Annotated in this window: 12 protein-coding genes; 8 read left to right on the top strand and 4 right to left on the bottom strand. The window is 68.6% G+C overall.

Annotated features, from left to right (window positions below; translation table 11 throughout):
• Positions 1 to 10: 10 nt before the first annotated feature.
• From CFB81_RS33050 to CFB81_RS33030, 5 genes are all read left to right on the top strand, one after another.
• Complete coding sequence (locus CFB81_RS33050; protein ID WP_069619969.1) at positions 11 to 778, top strand: amino acid ABC transporter ATP-binding protein; 768 nt, start codon at positions 11 to 13, stop codon at positions 776 to 778.
• A gap of 91 nt (positions 779 to 869) precedes the next feature.
• On the top strand, positions 870 to 1703 hold the full coding sequence (locus CFB81_RS33045) for an ABC transporter substrate-binding protein (RefSeq protein ID WP_089437950.1): 834 nt from the start codon (positions 870 to 872) through the stop codon (positions 1701 to 1703).
• 7 nt (positions 1704 to 1710) lie between these two features.
• Positions 1711 to 2583, top strand: coding sequence for a polysaccharide deacetylase (locus CFB81_RS33040; protein WP_089437949.1), 873 nt, complete (start codon positions 1711 to 1713; stop codon positions 2581 to 2583).
• Positions 2580 to 3488: a polysaccharide deacetylase gene (locus CFB81_RS33035; protein WP_069619971.1), complete on the top strand. Its 909-nt coding sequence runs from the start codon at positions 2580 to 2582 to the stop codon at positions 3486 to 3488. The genes CFB81_RS33040 and CFB81_RS33035 overlap by 4 nt, the downstream gene beginning before the upstream one ends.
• On the top strand, positions 3485 to 4867 hold the full coding sequence (locus tag CFB81_RS33030) for an MmgE/PrpD family protein (RefSeq protein WP_089437948.1): 1383 nt from the start codon (positions 3485 to 3487) through the stop codon (positions 4865 to 4867). Before CFB81_RS33035 ends, CFB81_RS33030 begins: the two co-directional genes overlap by 4 nt.
• A gap of 78 nt (positions 4868 to 4945) precedes the next feature.
• Here the strand turns inward: CFB81_RS33030 and CFB81_RS36350 are convergent, their stop codons facing one another.
• Both CFB81_RS36350 and CFB81_RS33025 read right to left on the bottom strand, forming a co-directional pair.
• The gene (locus CFB81_RS36350) at positions 4946 to 5116 is read right to left on the bottom strand and encodes a hypothetical protein (protein ID WP_006397039.1); all 171 of its coding nucleotides are present in this window, start codon (positions 5114 to 5116) and stop codon (positions 4946 to 4948) included.
• 172 nt (positions 5117 to 5288) lie between these two features.
• Positions 5289 to 6200, bottom strand: coding sequence for a DUF72 domain-containing protein (locus CFB81_RS33025; RefSeq protein WP_089438176.1), 912 nt, complete (start codon positions 6198 to 6200; stop codon positions 5289 to 5291).
• Between the two features lie 273 nt (positions 6201 to 6473).
• Between CFB81_RS33025 and CFB81_RS33020 the strand changes: the two genes are divergently transcribed.
• Entirely contained in the window at positions 6474 to 8648 is a 2175-nt protein-coding gene (locus tag CFB81_RS33020; protein ID WP_089437947.1) for a TonB-dependent siderophore receptor, read from the top strand.
• Between the two features lie 22 nt (positions 8649 to 8670).
• On the opposite strand, the gene CFB81_RS33015 is transcribed toward CFB81_RS33020, so the two are convergent.
• Complete coding sequence (locus CFB81_RS33015; RefSeq protein ID WP_089437946.1) at positions 8671 to 9486, bottom strand: response regulator; 816 nt, start codon at positions 9484 to 9486, stop codon at positions 8671 to 8673.
• 1131 nt (positions 9487 to 10617) lie between these two features.
• On the opposite strand from CFB81_RS33015, the gene CFB81_RS33005 reads away from it, so the two are divergent.
• Entirely contained in the window at positions 10618 to 14211 is a 3594-nt protein-coding gene (locus tag CFB81_RS33005) for a YadA-like family protein (protein ID WP_089437945.1), read from the top strand.
• A gap of 346 nt (positions 14212 to 14557) precedes the next feature.
• The gene (locus CFB81_RS33000; protein ID WP_179236139.1) at positions 14558 to 14965 is read left to right on the top strand and encodes a VOC family protein; all 408 of its coding nucleotides are present in this window, start codon (positions 14558 to 14560) and stop codon (positions 14963 to 14965) included.
• A 120-nt stretch (positions 14966 to 15085) separates the two neighbouring features.
• On the opposite strand, the gene CFB81_RS32995 is transcribed toward CFB81_RS33000, so the two are convergent.
• Positions 15086 to 23689: an RHS repeat domain-containing protein gene (locus CFB81_RS32995; RefSeq protein WP_143328661.1), complete on the bottom strand. Its 8604-nt coding sequence runs from the start codon at positions 23687 to 23689 to the stop codon at positions 15086 to 15088.
• Between the last annotated feature and the right edge of the window lie 87 nt (positions 23690 to 23776).

Genomic DNA, 23776 nt, shown 5'->3' with positions numbered 1-23776 from the left:
GGAGAACGTCATGCCGAATGCAGTCGTTCGCGCGGTCGACGTGCGCAAATCCTACGGCGATTTCCAGGCGCTGCACGGCATCACGCTCGACGTCGAACAGGGCGAAGTGCTGTGCATCATCGGGCCGTCGGGTTCGGGCAAAAGCACGTTCCTGCGCTGCATCAACCAGCTCGAGACGATCAGCGCGGGCGCGCTGTGGGTCAACGGCGAACTGGCTGGCTATCGCCGCGCCGGCAACCGGCTCCACGAGTTGTCCGAGCGCCAGGTCGCGCGCCAGCGGCTGGCGACGAGCATGGTGTTCCAGCGCTTCAACCTGTTTCCGCACAAGACCGCGCTCGAAAACGTGATCGAGGGGCCCGTGCAGGTGCTCAAGCGCCGCCGTGCGCAAGCGGAAGAGGAGGCGCGCGCGCTGCTTGCCCGCGTCGGGCTCGCTCACAAATGCGACGCGTTTCCGGTCGAGCTGTCGGGCGGCCAGCAGCAGCGCGTCGCCATCGCGCGAGCGCTCGCGATGCATCCGCAACTGATCCTGTTCGACGAACCGACGTCGGCGCTCGATCCCGAACTCGTCGGCGAAGTGCTGGCCGTGATGCGCGATCTCGCGAAGAGCGGGATGACGATGATCGTCGTCACGCACGAGCTCGGCTTCGCGCGCGAGGTGGCCGACCGCATCGTGTTCATGGACGGCGGCCGGATCGTCGAAAGCGGGCCGCCGGACCAGGTGCTGTCCGCACCGACACATGCGCGCACGCGCGACTTCATTTCGGCCGTGATTGCATGAGCGGGCGGGTCCGTTGCGCAGGGCCCGAACGACCGCGCCGCCGATACGAGCGGCGCAGCCCACCATTACTCCACCAAGAAGGCGACATCCCATGAAAGCATCCGTCCTGACCCGCACGCTGGCCGCCGTCGCATTCGGCGCGCTCGTGCTTCATGCACCGTACGCCACCGCACAGGCCGCGAGCGCGAAACGCACGCTGAACGTCGCGATCGTGCCGAACTATCCGCCGTTCGAATACAAGGATCCGGCGACCGACAAGCTCGCGGGCTTCGACGTCGATCTCGGCGAGGCGCTTGCCGCGAAGATGGGCGCGAAACTCAACTGGGTCGAGACGAGCTTCGACCAGATGATGAGCGCGGTCGCGACGCAACGCGTGGACATGATCCTGTCCGGGATGACCGACCTGCCGACGCGCCGCGATGCGGTGACGTTCGTCGACTACATCGAGACGGGCCCGCAGTTCTACGTGCTGAAGGCACGCGCCGGCGAGTTCGCGCAGATGAGCGCACTGTGCGGCAAGCGCGTGGGGTCGAGCCGGCGCACGTCGTTCCCGGACAATACGACCGCGTGGAGCGCGGAGAACTGTGTGAAGGCCGGCAAGCCGGCGATCGTCGTGGTGGGCACCGATGGCTCGTCGGATGCGCGGATGCAGCTGCGCCAGAACCGCATCGACGCGGCGGTGCAGGGCGGCGAGACGCTGCCGTACCAGAACAGCCTCGAGCAGAACGCGTATGCGCCGGTCGGCAAGCCGTTCCTGTCGCAATACACGGGCATCGGCGTCGCGAAGAGCAACACGGCGCTGAGCAGCGCGCTGACGACCGCGCTCGACCAGCTGATCGCGGACGGCTCGTACCGGAAGCTGCTCGCGAAATGGGGGCTGCAGGAACACGCGGTGGCGAAGGCGATGATCAACGGCACCCGCTGAGCGCGCGATGACGGACCAGGCGCCCCGCTGGCCCGACGCGAAGCGCGCATGCGTCGCGCTCGCGTTCGATCTCGACGGCCCGACCGGCGACGCGATGCTGAACGGGTCGATCTGGCGCAACCCCGCGTATTTCACGCTCGGCAGCTACGGGCCGTGGCGCGCGCTCGGCCGGCTGCTCGACATGCTCGCGTCCTTCGCGCTGCCCGCGACGTTCTTCGTGCCCGCCTGGGTCGCGCGAACGTGGCCCGCGCAATGCGCGGCGATCGTCGAGCGCGGCCACGAGATCGGCTATCACGGCTACCGGCACGAAGCGTTCTGGACGCTCGAACCCGATCGGCAGCGCGAGATCATGGCGCAATCGGCCGATATCTTCGCGCGCACGCTCGGCGTGCGGCCGGTCGGGTTCCGCACGCCGTCCGGCGACTGGAGCGCCGCGACGGTGGCCGTATTGCGCGAAGCGGGCGTGCGCTATTCGAGCTCGATGCGCGGCGACGACCGGCCGTACCTGCTGCACGGCGAGAACGGCGAGCCGCCGCTCGTCGAGATTCCCGGTCGCTGGGAAACCGACGACTACGCGTCGCTCGCGTATCACCGCAATCCCGACTACCCGGCCGGACTCGACCGGATCGCGGGCTACGGCGCGACGCTCGACAACTGGACGCGCGAATTCGACGGCGTATATCGTGAAGGGCTGTGCCTGACGACGCTTCTTCATCCAAAGGTATGCGGCAAACCGGGACGCATCGCGCTGTTGGAGGCCTGGCTCGACCACATGTGCGCGCAGGACGGCGTATGGTTCGCGCGTTGCCGCGATGTCGCCGACTGGTGGCTCGCACAGGCCGCGCGGGATGCGGCGCCCACGCAACGGAGCGGTACGTGACCCACCTTCCTGCATGGCCGGGCGGTGCGCGATACGCGGTCGCGATCACGGTCGACTTCAACGACGTTCATGGCATCCAGACGCGCGAACCGCGTATCGTCGGCCGCGAGAAATCGCTGTCGGTCTGGCGTTACGGCGCGAAGCGCGGTGTCGACCGGCTGCTTGCGGCGTTCGATGCGTTCGGCGTGCCGACGAGCTGGTTCGTGCCCGGCGCCGTCGCCGACACGCATCGCGGCACGGTATGCGAGATTGCCGCAGCCGGCCACGAACTCGGCGTGAGCGGTTATCGCTGTGAAGATTTCGATGCGTTGCCGCTTGCCGCGCAGGTCGACGCGTGCCGCGCGGGGCGTGCGGCGCTCGCGGATGTGACCGGTCGCGACGCGCACGGCTTTCGCTCGTTCACCGGCAACTGGGCCGACGGCTTCGCCGAATTTCTCGTCGCGGACGGTTTCACGTGGTCGTCGTCCTGGCGCGGCGACGATCTGCCTTACGTGCATCCGCGTAGCGGCGGCGACGCGAACGGCGCACGGCTCGTCGAACTGCCGTTGCACTACGAACTCGAGGACGAACCGTATTTCGAGTTCAACCTGTCGCCGCCCGTGCCGGCAGGCCAGCCGCGCATCGCCGCGTATCGCGACGTGCTCGACAACTGGCGGCGCGACGTCGACGGGTTCAGGCGTTTCGGGCTGTGCTGCGTGTTGCGCCTGCATCCCGAGATCATCGGCACGGCCGGGCGAATCGATCTGCTGCGCGCGTTGCTCGCGCACCTGCGCGGCACCGGCGATGCGTGGTTCGCGACGGGGCACGACATCGCGCGCTGGTGGCGTGCGCAGGCACCCGTCAACGCCCCGGGCCATCCGGTCGACGTGTTCGCACGCTGCGTGGCGGAGGAGGCGGCACGATGACGACGGACACGCACGCGCGCGCGACGCGGCTCGCGGCATTCGTTGCGCGGACTTCCGCCGATGCATTACCGGACGACGTCGTCGCGAAAGCCAAGCGCCATGTCCTGGACACGTTCGGTGCCGCGCTGGCGGGCACGTCGGCCGTCGAGACGCGCAGCGCCCGCGCGCTGACCGGCGCCGTCGGACGCGGTGCGTCGCTATGGGGCACGCGACGGCGTGCGAGTGCGCGCGACGCGGCGTTCGTCAACGGCATTGCCGCGCACGCGCTCGAGCTCGACGATGCCGGCGGCTGCGATCATTCGGGCGCGGTCGTGCTGCCCGCCGTGCTGGCCGCGCTGTCGTGCGCCAGTCAACCCGTCGCGGGCCGGGAATGCGTGCTGGCAATCGCGCTCGGTTACGACGTCGGTCGGCGCGTGCTCGAGGCGGCGGGCGGCTACGCGGCCCATAACGGCGCGGGCTGGCATTCGACGCTCAGTTGCGGCGTGTTCGGCGCGGCCGCCGCGAGCGCGCGCGTGCTCGGGCTCGACGCCGTGCGCACGCGTCACGCATTGGGCCACGCGGCGAGCTTCGCCGGTGGCCTCTGGAGCTTCATTCACGACGGATCGCAAACCAAGCGGCTGCACGCCGGGCGGGCGGCCGAAGGCGGCGTGCTGGCGGCATTGCTCGCCCGGGAAGGCGTGAGCGGGCCCGCCCGCGTGTTCGACGACGTGTGGGGCGGCTTCTTCAATACGTTCGCCGCGCCATCGCATGCGCCCGACGCGTTGACCGACGGCCTGGGCACGCACTGGAAGCTGATGCGCTGCTCGATCAAGCCGCACGCGTCGTGCCGCAGCGCGCATGCGGCGGTCGACGCGGCGCTGCAGCTCGCGGACGGCCGCACGTTCGCGGCGGGCGAGATCGAACGGGTGACGGTGCGTGCAAGCGCGTTCGTTGCGCGGATGTGCGGCGGCCGGGACCTGTCGACGCTGTCGTCCGCGCAGATGAGCCTGCCGTACGCGGTTGCGGCGGCGCTCGCGTTCGGCGACACCGGGATCGACGCTTATCGTGCGGACCGGCGCACCGACCCAAGCGTGACTGCGCTGCTCGCGCGCATCACGGTCGAAGTCGACCCGGCGCTCGGCGATCTCGACGAGCCGACCGTGATCCTGCAGCGCGCGGACGGGACGCGGGAATCGCGGCACGTTCCGATCGCCCTCGGCGATCCGCGCAATCCGTTGCCGGATGCGGCGCTGCTCGCGAAATATCGTGCGCTGGCAAGCACGGCGTTCGACGGTGCGCGCGTCGACGCGTTGAGCGACATGTGCCTGTCGCTGGACCGGCAGGCCGACGCGCGCGTGCTGAACGAGCGGCTCGCGGGCGATTCGGCACACCTCGATTGACGGTGCCGATGGGCTCCGGCGTACCGATCGCATCCGGGCGCACGCTGCTGTCGGCACGATCGCGGCATTCGCGCCGCGCTACGACCGGTCGCGATTTCGGGCGCGCGTCGCGCCGGTGATGACCGCGATGCCGAACAGGATGACGGCGACGATCTCGATGATGTGCTGCGAGACGTGCAGCGTCATCAAGCCCCAGGCGACGCCGCCGATGAAAATGATCCATCCGACCAGGTAGATAAGCAGGGTCATCGCTTTTTCTCCTTGCTGAATTGGCCCGTGGCGTCGGGTATCGGCTGTGCAAAATTTACCGGGCGCGCCGTGAGCGCGATGAGGGTACTATCCGGGCGTGCACGAGCATATTCCGGGCCTGGCCTTGCGATGCCGGACAGCATTCCCGATGGTCGCAGCTTGCGGAGCGTCTTCATTCGGGCGCCGCATCGTGCGCATGCAGCCCGAGCCGCGCCATGAGCCGCCCGGCATCGAACGGCGCCTGCGTTTTCGTGTCGTTGTCGAAATAGCAGTACACGTCGCGCGTCGCCGCACGCGGCGGTTTCAGCGCCGGTGCGGCGAGACGCGCATCGTCGGGCTGCGCGCCGCGGCTCCATGCTTCGATTCTGCGCGCCCATCGTTCGAGCGCCGCATCGGCGTATTCACCCGAATACTTCGTTTCAGTGCCGTGCAGCCGGATATAGACGAACCGCGCGCTTAGATCCTCGAACTGCGGCCACGCCTCGGTCGAATCCGACACGACGAGCGCGACCTTGTGGCGGCGCAGCAGCTTCACGAACGCCGGATCCATGAAGCTGTCGTGCCGTACTTCCACCGCATGACGCAACGCGCGCTTGCGGTCGATCCGCAGATACGGCTCCCGGACCCGCGCATCGTGCCGTCGAGCGAGCGTGAGCGCGGCTTCCGTGTCGTGCGGGAGCAGGCTCAGGAAGCGTTCCATGTGAGCCGGATCGAACCGCAGCGACGGCGGGAATTGCCACAGCAGCGGGCCGAGCTTGTCCTTCAGCGCGAACAGCCCCTGAGCGAAAAAATTCGCGCACGCGGTCGTGGCCGTTTCGTCGCGAAAGCGCAGCATGTGCGTCAGGTAACGCGAGCCTTTCACGCTGAACACGAACCCGGGCGGCGTGTCGGCGTACCAGCGCCGCCAGCTGTCAGGTGCTTGCAAGCTGTAGTGCGTGCCGTTGATTTCGATCGTCTGCATGTGGCCCGATGCATACCGCAGCTCGTTGGCCTGCTTCAGGTCGGGCGGGTAGAAGGTCCCCCGCCAGCCGGGGTAGCGCCAGCCCGAAATGCCGATGTGAATCCTACCGGATGTGCGTGTCACGTCGATGCCCGGCCGCGCCGGTCCCTGATGCGGTTCGGGCGACGAGCAATCCGCGTGCCGCCGCCGTCGCCGATTTGATTTTTTAAAGACCGCGCCACGTTCGGCCGGTATGATCGCTGCGCTCGCGAACGATGCCATGGGCCGGTGCATCCGGCCGATGGCGTCACAGCCTTCGCCGGCACGGCAATCACGACACAACCGGACGGGCCCGGCGAGACGCGGTCCGCCGATCCGGCCGAACGGGCCAACCCAGCACGACGGAGTATCGACACGATGTGGACGGAGACAGGGGCGGGACGGCGCGCGACGGTGATCGCGGCCGGCGGAGCGTTGTGCGTGGCCGCCGCGGGCGGCGCGTACGCGCAGGCATCGGCGCCGGGGGCGACAGCGGCCGTGCTGCCGCCCATCGACGTGCGAGGGCCGGCCGATGCGTCGTCGGTCGGGCTCGTCGGGCGGCGTACCGCCACCGGCACCAAGACCGACACGGCGATCGACGAGATTCCGCAAACGGTCAACCTCGTGACCGCGCAACAGATCGACATGACCGGCGCGACCGACCTGAACCAGGCGTTGCGCTACGTGCCGGGTTTCGCGACGTTCGGCGCCGACAGCCGCACCGACTGGTATGCGGCGCTGCGCGGCTTCACGCCGACGCTGTACGTCGACGGCCTGCCGGCGCCGGACACGGCCGTGATCGCGAACTGGCGCGTCGATCCGTACACGATCGATTCGATCGCGGTGCTGCGCGGGCCGACGTCGGTGCTGTACGGCGCGGGCGAGCCGGGCGCGATCGTCGACGCGCACACGAAGCTGGCCGATGGCGAGCGGGTACGCGAAGCCGGCGTGCAGATCGGCAACGATGCGCGCAAGCAAGCGATGCTCGACGTCGGCGACACGCTGGACCCCGATCGCAAGTATGCGTACCGTTTCGTCGGCGTCGCGCGCGACGGCAATGCGGTGACCGGCCCGAACGGTAACCGGCGCGTCGCGCTCGCGCCGTCGTTCCGGTGGCGGCCGAACGCCGACACGTCGCTGACGGTTTCCGCGACGTTCCTGCAGGACAGCGGCGACATCTCGTCGAACTTCCTGCCCGCATCGGGCACGGTGCTGCCGAACCCGAACGGCCGCCTGTCGCAGGATCTCTACATGGGCGACCCGTCGTTCAACGACTACCGCAAGAAGCAATGGTCGCTCGGCTACGCGCTGGAACACCGCGTGAACGCGATCTGGACGCTGCATCAGGACGTGCGCTGGTCACACCTGTCGCTCGACGATGCGACGGTGTTCGGCAACGGCCTCGCGCCGCGCAGCACGACGAACATGATGCGTTTCGCGGGGCTGTTCCAGCTCAACTACAGCCGGCTCGACGTCGACAACCACGCGCAGGCGCGCTTCGGCGCGGGGCCGCTCGAACACACGCTGCTGTTCGGCGTGCAGTTCGACCGGCAGACGACGACCAACAGCGTGTACCTCGCGCTCGCGCCGTCGCTGGACCTGTACCACCCGGTGTATCGGCCGGTGACGGCCGCGATCTTCTCGGGGCCGACGTCGCTCGGCCACGTCGACCAGTACACGGCGATGAACGCGGTCGGCGTCTATGCGCAGGACCAGATCCGCTGGCAGCGCTGGACGCTGACGCTCGGCGGCCGCGAGGATGTCGTGAATGCGCGGTTCGACGACCGCACGGCCGGCACGCACGCCCAGCAGGACGTCAGTGCGTTCTCCGGGCGTGTCGGGCTCACCTATCGCGGCGACGCCGGTTTGTCGCCGTACGTCAGCTATTCGACGTCGTTCGATCCGGTCATCGGCGTGCGGATGTTCGGCGGCGGCCTGCCGAAGCCGACCCGCGGCGCGCAGACGGAGGCCGGGCTGCGCTGGGAGCCGGCCGGCCGCAACCTGATGCTGAACGCGGCCGTGTATCAGATCGACCAGACCCACGTCGTGACGCCGACACCGGTCAATCTCGACCCGACCGGCACGACGTCGGTGCAGACCGGCAAGGTGCGCTCGCGCGGCGTCGAGCTGAGCGCGGTGGGCAAGCTGACGCGCGAGCTGTCGATCGTCGCGTCGTATGCGTATCAGGACGTCAAGAACGTGCAGGCGAACGACGCGTCGCTGAACCACTGGCCGGTGTCGGTGCCGCTGCCACGGCAGATCGCGTCGATGTGGGCCGACTGGACCTGGCATACCGGCGCGCTGGCGGGCCTCGGCGTCGGCGGCGGCGTGCGCTACCAGAGCGCATCGGCGGGCGCGCCGGACAATTCGCTGACGGTGCCGAGCGCGACGCTTTACGACCTCGCGATCCACTACGAGCTGCCGCACTGGCGTTTCGCGGTGAACGTCGCGAACCTGTTCGACCGGCGCTACGTGAGCGGCTGCCAGTCGTACGCGGTGTGCGTGTTCGGCAACGAGCGGACCGTGCTGGCCAGCGCGAAATACGACTGGTAGGCGGGAGCGCGTCGCATGCGGCCTACGCGCGGCGTTGCGGTTCCCGGGCCGCGGTGCGCGCGCTGGCATGGGCCTGGCGCCGCCATTCGGTCGGCGTGATGCCGAACCGTTCGCGAAAGGCGGTCGCGAAATTGGCCGGCGTGGAAAAGCCGATTTCCTTCGCGATGCTGGCGATGCTGAGCGACGTGGAATCCAGCAGATCCTGCGCGATCCGCAGCCGCTCGTAGCGCAGATACTCGAACACGGTCTGGCCGAGATTGTCGCGAAACGCGCGCGACAAGCGCTTTTCGTGCGTGCCGACCGCGCGCGCCAGTTCCTCCACCGTCGGCGGATCGTTCAGCGTGCGCGACAGGTGGCGGATGGCCGCGCGCACGATGATGTCGTCCTCCTTGCCGCCCGCGGGCGGGCGTTCCGCCTGCTCCGTCACGGCCGGCCGTTCGCGCTTCGTCCGCGACAACTGCACGCGAATCCGCGCGATCACCTCCGCCGGCTCGAACGGCTTCGCCACATAGTCGACGCCACCGATCTCGAGCCCCTCGAGCCGTTCGTGCAACGCGTCGGCCACGGTGAGGAAGATGACCGGGATCGCGCTCGTCAACGGATCGGCGGCCAGCAGGCGGCATGCGGTGAAGCCGTCCATGTGCGGCATGCGCACGTCCATCAGGATCAGGTCGGGCATCAGCGCCTGCGCGCGCTGGCACGCTTGCGTGCCGTCGAATGCGATGCTGATCCGGCATCCCGTGCTGCGCAGGATCTCGATCAGCAAACGGAGCTGGTCGGGTTGATCGTCGACGATCAGGATATGCGCGTCGCTCAACGCGGAGATCGGTGAAGACATCGTGCACCTGTGATGAAAAGGCGGTTGGCTGCGTTTCCGCGGGTGGCCTGCCCGGTGCGGTGGAAACGTCGGAAGCCGCTCTGTGGCGACGCATCCATGGCATCGCACGCTCGCATCGATGCCGGGCAGCCCGGCGTCGCGTGGCATGCAACCGTTCGACGCATCGCACGGCGTGCGTCGTTTTAATGACGGAGCCGGTCGACACGCGACGGATTGCCGTGATCGCGTGGTGAACGATCGCGACTGCCGGAATCGATGCGAGCGGAATTGTAGGAGCATATTTCGAATCCGGCCAGACATGACGGCTCTATTCGCATCATTCAATCTTCGCGATTATCGAAAATGGCGGTTTGCAACAGGAACGTAAGGCGGCGATGTGCGTCAATACTCATGGTTTACGCGTATATCCAGTGATTATTCGCGCGGCCGGGCGGCTCCCCGATTGTTTTTTGAAGAAAAATATTATTGGAATCCGCTTTGGCAAAGTATTTATCCGCTCGGTAAAAGATTTTGAATAACGGCGTTGGCGCGAAATCGTTTGCGTAATGGCTGTATTTTGTGTAAGTCATTGAATATTTGGAATTTTACAATCTATAAAGAATGCCGGCTTTAATAATTCAGGCTCGTGTCTCATAATTCGTCCGAACTTTGAATGACGGGTGGAGCAGGGCAGCGAAAGCGCCGCAAGCGGTGACGGACGTTGCCCGACCCGGCGCCGGCGCATCAATTGATGACTGTCCAGGCACGTGCTCGCTGCACCGAAATGAAACCCCGGTTGCCGGGGATGAAATAAAAGAAGCGTGGTGGGTCGCGGTCAACGCGACGGCGAATCGGGAATGGTCATGACGACGGGTTGAATCTCCGGATTCAGTCGGGGGAAAACTCGTCCATAAGAATCAATACGCATTCCTAATGCAATTGCCGAATTAACGGAACGGGACGTCAGGACGACGACATGCCCGCGGCTTTCGAACGCCCTGCCGAAACGGGTGCTCGATGCGCGTCGTGTCGATATGGCCGGCCCGGCCGCGGAATCCGCTTCCGAAACGAAGTCGTAATCGAAGTCGAAGCTGTCAATAAAAGTAAGTAGTCCGTATTCAAACCAGACGCTACACAACGGAGCAGAAGACCATGAAGAGGAAGCAGATTTCGGCGCTCGCCGCCGCGATGTTCACCGGCGCGGGGGTGTTGATCGCCGGCGCCGCTCACGCGGACAACTTCGTCGACCGAGGCAACCCGGACAACGCACTGAGCGGCCAGTGCATTGACGGCACCAACCCGCTATGCGTGGCGACCAAGAACGGCAGCTACGTGGCGGTCAGTACCACCAACGTGACGCAAGGAACCAATGCGAAGGCCGGTGCCAGCGGCATCGCGATCGGCGACCAGTCGAATGCGAGCAGCAAGGGCGGCAGCGGCAGCGGCGGCGCGATTGCGATCGGGGTCGGCTCGCAGGCGCTGGCGAATTCGGCTACCGCGATCGGCACGGTGGCGGTCGCGCAGGGCAACACGGCGCTGGCGATCGGCCGCCAGTCGGCGGCGGTCGGCGATTTCTCGATGGCGCTCGGTAACGTCGCGGACGCGCACGGCACGAGTTCGATCGCGCTCGGCCACTCGGCGCTCGCGAGCGGCGACCGCTCGGTCGCGATCGGCGGCGCGAACCCGACGTCGAGCGACGGCGTGTCGGCCGGCGCATCGTACGACGCGGCCACGCAGACGCGTGCTGGCGGCACCCAGTCGGTGGCGATCGGCGCCGGCGCGCAGACGAACGACAACAACCAGGTGGCGATCGGCTCGGGCAGCGTCGGCGCGAACAACGGCGGTACGCCGGTGTTCGGCGGCACGGCCGCGCCGGTCGGCGGCGCGGTGTCGTTCGGCGCGCCCGGCAGCGAACGCCAGCTCAAGAACGTCGCGGCGGGCGCGGCCGATACCGACGCGGTCAACGTCCAGCAGCTGAAGAACGTGAACAGTACGCTGAGCACGGGCATCGGCAACGTCGACGCGCGCGTGACGTCGGTCGGCAATTCGCTGTCGACCACGATCTCGAACGTCGACCAGCGCGTGACCAGCGTCGGCAACAGCTTGAGCACGAGCATCGTCACGGCGACGCAGAACGTCGTCAAATACACCGACGACTCGCATGCGGCGATCGCGCTCGACGGCGCGACCGGCACGACGATCGGCGGCGTGGCTGCCGGCGTCGCCGATACCGACGCGGTCAACGTCGGCCAGTTGAAGGGCAGCGTCGCGCCGTTGCAGACGTCCCTGTCGACGGCGGCATCGAACATCACGAACCTGCAGAACAGCGTGACCGGCATCAACGGATCGTTGAGCACGGCGGCATCGAACATCGCCGGCCTGCAGGCGGCCGATACGCGCAACGTCAAGTACGACGGCGCGAGCGGCTTCGATTCGGTGACGTTCGCCGGCCCCAACGGCACGACGCTGCACAACGTCGCGGACGGCAAGGATCTGCACGACGCCGTGAACGTCGGCCAGTTGACGGGCGGCCTTGCATCGCTGAGCACGAGCGTGACGAACAACCTCGGCACGGCGCTCGGCAACCTGAGCACGTCGATCACCAGCCAGATCGGCAACGCGACGAAGAACGCGGTGCAGTACGACGACGATGCGCACGGCGGCGTCACGCTCGGCGGCACCGGCGCCACGGCGCCGGTCGGCCTGCACAACGTCGCGGATGGCGTGGCGGCAGGCGATGCGGTGAACGTGGGCCAGCTCGGCAAGGTGACCGACACGCTCAACCAGTCGATCACGGCCGTCGGCAACCAGGTGACGACGAACACCGGCAACATCGCGGCGCTTCAGCAGGACGCGCTGCAGTGGAACCCGGGCCTCGGCGCGTACGATGTAAGCCACGGCGGCCACGGCCCGCAGTTGATCAGCAACGTCGCGGCCGGCAAAAGCGGCACGGACGCGGTCAACGTCGATCAGTTGACCGCGGCGATTCACGACGGGACGAGCCAGCTCGACGCGCTCGCCGTCAAATACGACGATGCGAGCAAGCAGCAGGTATCGCTCGGCGCGGGCAACGGCGGCAGCCCGGTGCGCGTGACCAACGTCGCGGAAGGCAACGTGGCGGCCGGCAGCACCGACGCGGTGAACGGCGCGCAACTGCGTCGCGCGACCGACGGCGCGGCGGCCGCGCTCGGCGGCGGTGCGACGGCGAACCCCGACGGCTCGATCGGCGCACCGAACTACAAGATCGGCGGCAGCGCGTTCAACAACGTCGGCGACGCGCTGACGAACCTCGACGGCCGTGTCGGCAGCAACACGACGACGCTCGCGAATCACGAAACGCGCCTCGGCAATGCCGAAACGAATATCGCGGGCAACACGGCGGCGATTGCCGGGCTGCAGCAGGATGCGCTGCAATTCGATCCGACGCTCGGCGCGTTCAGTGCCGCGCGCGGCGGTGCGCCGACGAAGCTGACGAACGTGGCCGACGGCAACCTGGCCGCGGGCAGCACGGATGCGGTCAACGGCGGCCAGTTGTCGGGCGTGAAGACCGCGCTCGAACAGCAGATCACGAACGTGTCGAACCAGGCCGGCGAAGCGGTGAAGAACGTCGTCAAGTACGACGTCGACCCGAGCGGCAACCGGCTGAATTCGGTATCGCTCGTCGGCGGAGACGCCACGTCGGCGGTCGTGCTGAAGAACGTCGCGGCAGGCACCAGCGATACCGACGCGGTGAACGTGAAGCAGTTGAAGGACGTGCAGTCGAACCTGAACCAGCTTGGCGCGCTCGCGGTGCAGTACGACGACAGCTCGAAGAGCACGATCACGCTCGGCGGCGCGGGCGGCACGCGCATCACCAACGTGCAGGCCGGCACGCTCGGCGCGACCAGCACCGACGCGGTGAACGGCTCGCAGCTCTACGCGACCAACCAGCAGGTGTCGAAGAACACCACCGACATCTCGAACCTGCAAGGGAGCGTGACCAACATCGCGAACGGCAAGGCCGGCCTCGTGCAACAGCAGGACCCGAACGGCGCGATCACGGTCGGCAAGGACTCGGGCGGCACGAGCGTGAACTTCTCCGGTACGGCGGGCGACCGCGTGCTGACCGGTGTCGCGGCGGGCGTGAACGCCAACGACGCGGTCAACATGGGCCAGTTCAACGCCGCGCTGCAGAACGTCGCGGCCAACGACAGGATCCGCGCGACCGCGACCGACGCGAACACCACGTGGATCGCGCGCGCCGATGCGGGTGCGATCGGGTCGACGGCGACCGCGACCGGCAAGAACGCGGTGGCGGTCGGCGCGGGCTCCGTCGCCGATCGCGACAATTCGTTCTCGGTTGGCGCGAAGGGCAGCGAGCGTCAGGTCACGAACGTCGCGGCCGGCACGGCGCCGACCGACGCGGTGAACGTGCAGCAGCTGAACGACAACCTCGCGACGGCGTCGACGCAGGCGAAGGGCTATACCGACCAGCGCATCGGGCAGGTGTACAACGCGTTCAACGACCTGAAGAAGGACATGTACGGCGGCGTCGCGTCGGCGATGGCGGTGGCCGGCTTGCCGCAGCCGACCGGCGCGGGGCGCTCGATGGTGTCGGCGGCGACGTCGAACTATCACGGCCAGCAGGGCTTCGCGGCCGGCTACTCGTACGTGACGGAGAGCAACCGCTGGGTCGTCAAGGCATCGGTGACGGGCAACACGCGGTCGGACTTCGGCGCGGTGGTCGGCGCGGGTTATCAGTTCTGATGCAGGCCGCGTCGCGTTGAGCGATGCGCGGTGCCGGGCAATGGATGCACAGCCCGGCGCCCGCTGTCGATCGAAGGCCCGGGGTTCGTTTGCGAATCCCGGGCCTTCGTCGTTTGCTGTCGCCCGCCGATCGGGCATTTCCCGTCGACGATGCCGTCGCGAATGCGAGTCACCCCATCCGCCGCGATCGTCGCCCTTCCGCAACCGACGGCGCGGCAAGGGTTTCACGCGCCGCCGGCGGAACGTCCAATGCGAGTTGTGGAATGCGAGCCCGCGCCCGTATTCTGAAGTCCTCGGGCGGCATGGCATGGCGCCTTCGCCCATCACCGCATCAGAGAGTCCGACAATGACCGACACGACACACACGATGAAGCTCAACCACCTGAGCTTTCCTTCTGCCGACACGCTGGCGACGGCCCGATTCTTCGAGCGATACCTCGGCTTCACGATCGCGGGAAGCTGGGACAAATCGTGGATCCTCAAACGCCCGGGCTTCGACGTCGTGATCGATCACGTCGGCGACGGCGTGCCCGCGTGGCCGGCCAACTTCCACGTCGGCTTCGAACTGCCGAGCCTCGATGCCGTGCATGCGCTGTTCGCGCGTTTCAAGGAAGAGGGCGTCGCGATGGAGACGGACGTCTTCAACAACGGGCGCGGCTCGCGTTTCTTTTGCCGTGCGCCGGGCGGCGTGATGTTCGAACTGAACACGCGCGCGGATGCCGCGCCGGAATATCAGGGCACCTTCGACGATTGACGTCGGAACAAGCGGATCGGGGAAATCCATCCCACGGGCAGAAGGTGAAGCCGCGTGTTGTGCCCCGATGCGCGACGGCCGCCATGCGGCCGCCGTCGCCTGTCGCGATGCGTCGCGCCGTCAGCGCGGCTGAAAGCGGATCCATGGCGTCGCATTGTTGGTCGGATAGACCACCCACCAGTGCGCGTACACGTCGACCTGCAACTCGTTGGCCAGCGCCTGCGCGAAACTGAAGCGGCCGGCCATCCCGGCGAAGCAGGTGACGAGCTTGATTGGCCTGCCCGACGCGGCGGGAAAGTTCGTATCGGCCGCGCCATAGCCCTGTGCGCGCAGGAACCGCGCCAGCGTGGACGCGGAGGTCGGCCGGTTGATCGGCACGCCGTTCGCGCCCGTCCACTCGACCATCGCGCTGCGCGAAATGCCGTGCGTCGCGACGACGTCGACGTCGAGGTTGCCGACCCGCGTGAGATTCTCCGCGAACTGCTGCCGCTGCAGATCGGTGGTGAACGCATCCCACGTGGCTTTCACGCTGGTCGTGACCGGATCGTTCGGCATCAGGATCCGCACCTTCCCGACCAGACCGTTCTGGCCGGGTTCGCTCGGCAAGCCGGGCGTGTTCGGCGGCGGATAGTTCGGGATTTCGCCGGCGTTCTCCAGGGGCGTCGGGTTCACGCCGAGCGACGCCTTGCCGGTGAAGAAGGTGAGGTGCGCGCCCGCCGCCATCAGCCCGGCGCCGCCGCCGGCCACCGCGCCGATCGCGATGTTCAGCGCGGTCGCCCGGCTGAAGAACGGCTGCCCGGTCATGCCTGCCGTCACGCCGGCCCCGGCCGCGCCGCCGGCCACGCCGCCCGCGATGCCGGAGACGAGCGACACCGACAGCGTGGTGGCCACCTTGCTCGCGCTCAAGCCGAGCGCCGCGCGCGCGGTCAGTGCGCCGGCGCCGCCGCCCGCGAGCGCGCCGGCCGCGCCGGCCGCCGCACCGGCCAGCGCATCGATGCCGAACTGTTTCCAGCTGATCTGGTCGCCGGTGGCCATGCTCATGAGGTCGCCGGCCATCGACCCGACCGCGCCGGCCACGACGCCCACCAGGATCGCCGCGCCGATGCCGGTGCCGAGCAGCAGCACGCCGGCCACGCCCACCGCCAGCGTGACCAGCGCGCCGACGATGATGCCCCACACGTTCATGCCGCTCGGATCGGTGAAGACGAGCGGGTTGTTGCCGACATAGACGTACGGCGACGGCGTTTCCAGCATCGGATCGACGCTGAGGTAACGGCCGTAGCCCGGGTGGTAGAAGCGCGCGTTGCAGTCGTAGAAACCGGAATCCGCGTCGTAGTTGTGGCCGGTGAACAGTCGCGGCCACGCGAACGGCGCGGCCACCAGCACGGTGGGCTGGCCATACACGTCGTACTGCCACGCACCGACGGTCTCGCCGCTCGCGTCGAGCAGCACGCGTACGCTGCCGAGATGGTCGAGCAGCGCGAAGTAGAAGCGTCCGTCGTGCCACGCCACCTGGACGTCGAGCGCGGCGATGAAGCGGGTCGATGTGCTCGCGCCGTTTGCCGCGTCGATCACGAGTTCGCCGTCGGGCATCGACGTCTGGAACCGCTGCGTGGTCGCGCCGCCGCTCGTACGGGTAAGCGCCGCGCGATTGCCGTCCGCGTCGCGCAGGATCGACAGCGACGCACCGGGGCCGGCGTAGCTGACGGGCCGCCCGGTGCCGGCGTCATAGCCGATCTGCCAGCGCGTCGCACCCGTGCCGTCGCTCGCGCCGACGATGCCGCCCGCATGGTCGTACGCGAACGTGGTGGTGTCCTGCGCGGCCGTATAGCCGGTCAGGCGGTTCGTGCCGGCCGCATACGTGTAGCCGGCCGAATCCGCGCCGCGCGTGTGCCGCTCGAAGTTGCCGTTCAGGTCGATCTCCCAGCGTTGCGCGTCGGCGCCGGAACCGAACGCGGTCAGCTGGCCGAGCGAATCCATCGTGGTGCAGGCCGGCCCGACCGACCCGCCGGGCACGTCCGACGTGACGGTCTGTCGTGCGATTTCGCCGTTGTAATAGCCGCCGCCCTCGCAAGCGCCGGTGTCGTAGGCGAGCGTTTCCCTGAGCACCGCCCCGGCATCGCTGACGGTGGGCCAGCCCGGCGGTGTGTACGCGAAGCGTCGGGACAGCATCGACGCGCCTTTGCCGTCGGGCAGCAGGCGGGTGAGCGTCGGTTTGCCGTTGGGCGCGTACTCGTGCGCGATCAGCACCGTCGTCGTGCCGCCGGTATCGGCCGCGACCTCGAGCACGCGGCCGAGCGCGTCGTAACGGCGCAGGCTGACGAGCCCCGTGGTCGAATCCGTGCTCGACAGCAGGTTGCCGCCGGCCGACCACGTATTCGCGATGACGCAGTCGCCCGCCGGCATCCCGGCGAATTGCCGGCGCCGCGCGAGCACGCGCCCGGCCCGGTCGTACGCGACCGTCTCGGTCAAGCCGGCCTGCGCGGCGTCGCCCTGGTTGACCTCCACCTTCCAGAGCCGGCCGACGAGATGGTCGTCCTGGGTCGCATCCGACCCGTCGCCGTCGTAATGGCGGCGCACGCTCCAGGTGGGCGACGATGGCGGCCAGTCGGGGTCGTCGGCATGCTGCTGAAGCTGCGCGCGGTCCCACGCGACGGCACAGGTGCCTTCCTCGATCACGCGGCTCAGCGTGTCGTATTTCCGATAGGCGATGTAGCCGCCGTTCAATGCGTTGCCGTCGGCGAGGAAGCGCATCAGCCCGGCGCTGCTGTAGACGATCTGCGTGGTGCCGCTGTCGGGATCGGTCGAGCTGAGCCGATGCCCGGCGAAGTCGTAGTCGGCGGTGCTGCTGCCGGCCGGCACGGCTTTCGTGCCGGCGCCGCCTGCCGCGTACGACGCGGGCGGCACCGACGCGACGGTGCGGCCCTGCGCGTCGTAAATCTGGCTCATGCGCCAGTCGAGGCTGTCGTCGGTGAGCGCGTTCTGCACGACGCGGCCGATCAGGTGCTCGGCCGTGTCCGACCAGCTTTGCGTGACCGCGCCGTTGGGATCGACGTCCGTCGTCAGGTGATACTCGCCGATCGGCAACGGATAGGCGAAGCGCCCCGCGTCGGCGTTGACGCCGTAGGCGCGCGTCGCGTAATGCGTGCTGCCGGGCCGGATCGCATAGTCGTAGCCGGGCTGACCGAACGCCACCGGCCGGCCGAGCGGCGCGTTTTCGTAGACGGTGCGCGCGAACGGATAGCCGCCGGCGTCGGGATGCCAGGCGGCGAGCGCGCCCTCGAGCGGCGCGCCTTGCCAGAGGCTGCCGTCGGCGCCGCCGTTGGTCACCAGCCCGTCCTGGTAGACGAACAACGCCTGTGCGCCGGACACGGTGACGCGGCTCGTGAGCGCCCGGATCGCGGTGTTGCCGCGATCGTCGTACACGCCGGTGTCGAGCACCGCGCTATCGGCCGATTCGAGCTTCAGCGTCTGCAGGCTGCGCGCGAGGCCGTCCCGATACTCGACGCTCAGGCCGACGTCCTCGGCCACGGCCAGCGCCGAGAAGCTGCCGGGCTGCGTCATGCCGAGCTGGAGGCCGAACGGGGCGGCGACCGCGGCGTCCGCATATTCGAACACCTTGCGCCCGTCGGCGAAGAACAGCACGCGGCCCGTCACGGCCACCAGCAGCCATTCCCGGGCGGCCGGCGCCACGCTGTCGGATTGCAGCAGCACGGGGTTCGCGCCGTCGAGCCGCCACAGGCGCCAGCCCTGCGCCGGGCTGAAGCCGACGAACCAGGTACCGGTGCCGAGCACCGCGTCGCCGAGGCTGGCGCGGTCGACCAGCACGCGCGCGGCGATGCTCGCCGCCGCGAAACCGGTGCGCTCGAGCCGCGCGCCGAGCGGTCCGGCCGCTTCGCCGTGATAGCTGAGCAGCCCGCCGCCCGCGGTCCAGTCGGCCGCATTGCCCGACGCGGCCGTGTAGAACGCCAGCGCGCCGTTGCAGAAGCCGTCGTACACGCCGATCCCCTGGCCGTTGACGTTGATCGCCGCGTTCGGCGTGGCGCGCGGAAACGGCGCGGCGGGGCCGATCGTCGTGTCCTGCGCGGCGAACCACGTCATGCTGATCAGGCTCGGATTGTCCCAGGGGCCGACCGTCACGGACGGCTCGGCGAACGGGTTGTAGAGCGTGCGCGAGCGCACGCCGTTCGGCGCGGTGGTGCCGAGCGTGCGCAGCTGTGCGCCGTCGTAGGCGATCGACTGGAACTGGCAGTCGAGCGGCGTGAAGAACACGTCGTCGAGCCGCAGCCACGCCGCGCCGCCCGTCGGCAGTTCGGCCCGAATGCCGAGCGTGACGGTGGCGTTCGCGCCGAGGCCGAGCGACGACGGATCGACGGTCCATTGCTGCGGTTGCCACTGGCCGGCGGTGGGCGCGAGGCGCCGGCTCAACTGCGCGCCGCCCGGCGCGGTGAGCGTCAACGTCACGGTGAAGTCGCTCGCCGTCGCGCCGGTCGGGCTCTTGAACCACAGGCCGAACACCTGCCGCGCGCGACCGTCGGTCAGCGTCACGGCGCGGGTGAGCGTCGCCGACGCGGTGATCTGCAGGCAGGCGGTGCCGCTGGCCGCGTCGTCGCGATAGACGGCCGCGCCGGCCGGCAGGCTCCAGGTCGGCCGCTGGTAATCCTCGAAACTGTCGTATGCATTGCCGCCCGCCGAATTGACGAAGCCCGCGATGCGAAAGCGCCCTGCATCGTCGAACAGCGAAGCCATCGGGCGGCCGGTGACGTCGTGAGAGAGCAGCACGTTGCCCTCGCCGTCGCGCGTATCGATACGCTCCTCCAGCAGCCAGCCCGCGCCGGGCTGACCGCCGTTCCACGCGGCGAACGGCGGCGCATTCTCGTCGACCGCGACCCAGCTGTCGGCTTCCGCGAGATAGGTGGTGCCGTCGTCGTGATCCCAGCTGCGGAAGGTCTGCGCCTTCGCGGCCTGCAACAGCCAGCCGCCGTCCGCCTGCACCCGCGTCGATGCACTGGCCACCGGCGCGAGGATGTGCGCGCTCCACATCGCCGGGTAGACCTCGAAACCGAACAGCGACGTGCGCTGCGTGACGTTGAGCTCGCCCCGGCTGTCGTAATAGGCGGTTTGCACCGTGGCCGGATAGCCCGACGCCGCGTTGTACGCATAGGTCATGGTGCGCGCGACGCCCTGCAGGCTCTCGACCGACGTCGCGATCTGCGGCACGGCGTCGTAGAGATTGCGCAGCGTGGCGCCGTTCGCGTCGCTCGCGACCTGGTCGGTGTAGGTCCACTCGCTGGTCGTGGACGACAGCAGCGTGCCGTCGCGGTCGTACACCGAGGTCGACAGCAGCAGGCCGGCCGCCAGCGAATACGCGTCGTCGACCGGCGCGGCCGTACCGCGCACGCCGGCGCGGATGCGGCAATCGTCCGGCAACTGCAGCGTCCGCGCGGGCAGGCCGTTGTAGAAATGGCTCGTGGTCCAGCCGTAGCGCTGCGCCTGCGGCGTCGCGCACGCCTGGTATTCGGACACCTTCGAGAATTGCACGATGCTGCCCGACGGATCGGTATTGGCCGACACGTCCGCATACGCGTAGCAGCGCAGCATCGAGTCGTAGCCGCTGTCCATCGCGAGCGCGGTCACGACGAAGGCCGCCAGCGGCGCATGCAGCGAGTGATTCGCATAGCGGTGCAGCGTGATGTGGGTCGACGCGTCGATCTCGTTGCCCGACGGGAAGGTCACGAACCCCGACGGAATCGCCGGCAGCTTGCCCGAAATGGCCGTCTCGTAATGCAGCGTGCTGTTGAGCAGGCGGAACATCTGCTGCCCGGGGAAACGCTCGACGACCGGCTCGCCTTGCGCGTCCCGCAGCAGCCCGCCGTTGCAGAAGAAGCGCACCTGCGTGTCGAGCGGCGCGCCGTCGGCGTCGAGCGTCATGAACGCGAGGAAGTCGGGCGCCTGGTTGATGACGGTCGTGCTGTCGAAGCGATCGACGGTGATCTCGCCCAGCCGGAAGCCGGCGAGCGGGTTCCACGCGGGCCAGACCGACCGGCCGTAGAGGTCGCGGTTCTGCGACAGGAAGGCGCCGGCCAGCGTGGGGAAGCCCTGCGTCTCGCGATCCGCGGGCGCCGGGTCCTCGTCCTGCAGCACCTGGGTGACCCAGGGCGTGTCGGCGTCGGGATCGAAACTGTCGAGCGCGGCGTAGAGCGCCGACGTCGTGTTCTCCGTCTTCAGCACGCCGAGCTGATCCCACGCGTACCAGTAGAACTGGCGGTTCGCGTCGCTGCCCGGCGGGTACTGGATGCCGGCGAAGTGGTAGGACCAGCTCACGCCGTCGAACACCAGCACGTTCGGGCCCGAGCCGATCAGGCTGTTGCCGGTGATCACCGGGCCGAGTGTCTGCATGAACGCCGGCGACAGGTTCGTGAAGCCCGGGCCGTCGAATACGTCGGGCAGCGGGTGCAATGCGAGGTTGCCGTAGTCGTCGTCCCACGCGGGCACCGCGAGGCGGTAGTCGAAGGCTTGCACCACGCCGCCCGACGATGCATAGCGGTCGATCCACGCGGCGGCCGCGAAGCCCTGGCCCATCGACAGCTGGAAATACGATGTGGCGCCGACCGCCGGAATCGTGATCGCATCGGTGTCCAGCGTGCTGCCGAGCCGCCACGCCAGCGTCGCCGCATCGCGGACCATCAGGCTGAAGCGGCCGCGCGCCGTGTCCTCGTCATAGCAGAACACCAGATAGTGGTTCGTGGCCGCCGCCACGTACGATTGCGTATTGACGCTGCCGGACGGGCAGCACGCGCCGCTCGCGAGCGCGGGCGCGACGTCCCAGCCGCGCGTCTGCCAGTTCAGCGCGTAGCGGTCGATGCGGCGATCGTCGTCGTCGACCACGACGAAGAAGTCGGCGCCGTTGGCGATCCGCAGCCGGGTGCTGTCGTAGCGGTACGGCGTGGGCGAGCCGGGCTCGCCCGCGAAATGCCAGTCCGCGTTCGCGACCGGCCGGCGCGACGCGAGATAGAGCGTCGATTGCGTATCGTCGAGGTTCGCCAGCAGCAGCATGAAGCTGTCCGCGCTGGTCGTGGCCACCGTCCGATCGAGATCAAGCGCGCCGTCGAAACGCTGCCAGCCCGTCCAGGCCGGAATCCAGCGGCCCAGCCACGTGTAGACGTTCACCAGCAGCGCGTTCTCGCTGGCCTCGTACCAGGCGACGACCACGTAGTCGCCGCCGTACCAGATGCGCGGCGCGCCCGGCCGGCTGGCGCCGAACGGATTGTCGACGGTGAGGTTGCGCGAGCCCGGATCGACGTTCTCGTCCGCGCCCACGTCGATCTCGGCGTACGTGTAGCGCAGCACGCCGCCGGTGGGCAGCGTCATCGACGTCATCGCGCCCGGGTTCGGCGTGCCGCCGGCATCGAAGTTGTAGTCGAATGCGATGCCGGGGCGGGCAGCGCCGCCGCCGAAGGTATCGGTCACGCCCTTCAGATAGCGTTTGTAGCAGGCGCCGGTGGCGAGCGGATTGGCGGCGTCGCGCGGCGCGAGCAGGGTCAGGTCGTACCAGTCGAAATCGAGGCGGGTCTGCTGCGCGCCCGAGCCGTCGATCACGTCGACGTGGTCGAGATAGCGCGTCTCGTAACGGTCTTGCCACGCGTTCGGCGTGTCGCCCGGCACGCGGGTCGGGTCGCCGTGCGCGGCCAGGTATTCCTTCGGCGCGTCGAGCGAGCGGGTGTCGTAGGTCATCGGCTGCCACGCGAACCGGCACGACCAGCCGAGATCGTTTTCCATGCTCGCGATCTGGCATTCGCGCGTGTAGGTCAACGTGCCGTCGCCGACCGCCTGCTCGATCGTGCTGTACGAAAATTCGATCCAGTGCCCGAGCGTGTTGCGCAACTGCGCGAGATTCCACGCGAGCGCGTAGCGCTGCTGGTTTTCCGCGCGGCGGCTCGGGCCGACCCAGTTGCCCCAGCGGATGCCCCACTGGATCAGGCTGCGCGCGGCGGCGGCCGCATCCGAGCCGCCGTAGGTGGCGACCGTGCCGTCCGGGCGGACGACTTCCCAGCTGTCCCAGGCCGGGTAGTGCGTGATCTGCCAGAACTGGTAGGGCGCCGTTTCATAGGACTCGCCGTCGGTGGTCACGGCGATCGTGCCGTCCGGTTGCCGGCGCAACAGGTGCGAGCGGCGCAGCGGCGCATCGTCGACGCGCCACTCGTCGGGGCGGCCGGTGGACGCGATACGCGCGTCGCCGGACGGTCGCCAGCCGTGTCGTTCCAGCGCGGACGCGAGCGGCGCCGGCACGCGGTCGCTCGAGAACAGCGCCGCATTCGCGGCGTCGTCGAAGGCGTCAGCGGGCAGCGTGCCGCGGCTCCACGCCGTCGGGATCGGCACGAGCTGCATCGCCTGGCCCTGGCTCATCAGGTAATACTGGACGTCGAGCGGGCTGCCCGTCCCCTGCGTTTCCGCGACGATGCGCTCGAGGGGCATGCTCCAGCCGACGCCGAGCGCGCCGCTCGGGTTCGTGAGGTTCCATTGCGAGACCTGGTCCGCGACGTTGCTCTGGTACAGCAGGGTCAGGTCGAACGCCAGCCCGCCACGCGCGGGCAGCGTCAGCAGCTTGAGCGGGAAGGCGAGATTGCCGCGGAACAGGTTCACGGCGGAACCGAAGCTGCCGGCGTCGAACTGGAGCACGCCCAGGGCGGGGATGTCGGCTTGCTGGCTGGCGCTGGTGGACATGGCGACTCCTCGAGAAAATGGTCCTCGACCCGAACGGCGGGCGGAGGACCATGAAAGGCACGACTGCAAACCGGACAATGGAACGAC

Source organism: Burkholderia sp. AU28863 (assembly GCF_002223195.1).
In the GTDB taxonomy this organism is placed as follows: domain Bacteria; phylum Pseudomonadota; class Gammaproteobacteria; order Burkholderiales; family Burkholderiaceae; genus Burkholderia; species Burkholderia sola.
This window is presented reverse-complemented; position numbering and strand designations above follow the sequence as displayed.

Bases quoted from the DNA above. Each gene is read 5' to 3' on its own strand.
- CFB81_RS32995 (WP_143328661.1), bottom strand. From the start codon at position 23,689: ATGTCCACCAGCGCCAGCCAGCAAGCCGACATCCCCGCCCTGGGCGTG.
- CFB81_RS33005 (WP_089437945.1), top strand. From the start codon at position 10,618: ATGAAGAGGAAGCAGATTTCGGCGCTCGCCGCCGCGATGTTCACCGGC.
- CFB81_RS33040 (WP_089437949.1), top strand. From the start codon at position 1,711: ATGACGGACCAGGCGCCCCGCTGGCCCGACGCGAAGCGCGCATGCGTC.
- CFB81_RS33050 (WP_069619969.1), top strand. From the start codon at position 11: ATGCCGAATGCAGTCGTTCGCGCGGTCGACGTGCGCAAATCCTACGGC.
- CFB81_RS33020 (WP_089437947.1), top strand. From the start codon at position 6,474: ATGTGGACGGAGACAGGGGCGGGACGGCGCGCGACGGTGATCGCGGCC.
- CFB81_RS33000 (WP_179236139.1), top strand. From the start codon at position 14,558: ATGACCGACACGACACACACGATGAAGCTCAACCACCTGAGCTTTCCT.
- CFB81_RS33030 (WP_089437948.1), top strand. From the start codon at position 3,485: ATGACGACGGACACGCACGCGCGCGCGACGCGGCTCGCGGCATTCGTT.
- CFB81_RS36350 (WP_006397039.1), bottom strand. From the start codon at position 5,116: ATGACCCTGCTTATCTACCTGGTCGGATGGATCATTTTCATCGGCGGC.
- CFB81_RS33015 (WP_089437946.1), bottom strand. From the start codon at position 9,486: ATGTCTTCACCGATCTCCGCGTTGAGCGACGCGCATATCCTGATCGTC.
- CFB81_RS33045 (WP_089437950.1), top strand. From the start codon at position 870: ATGAAAGCATCCGTCCTGACCCGCACGCTGGCCGCCGTCGCATTCGGC.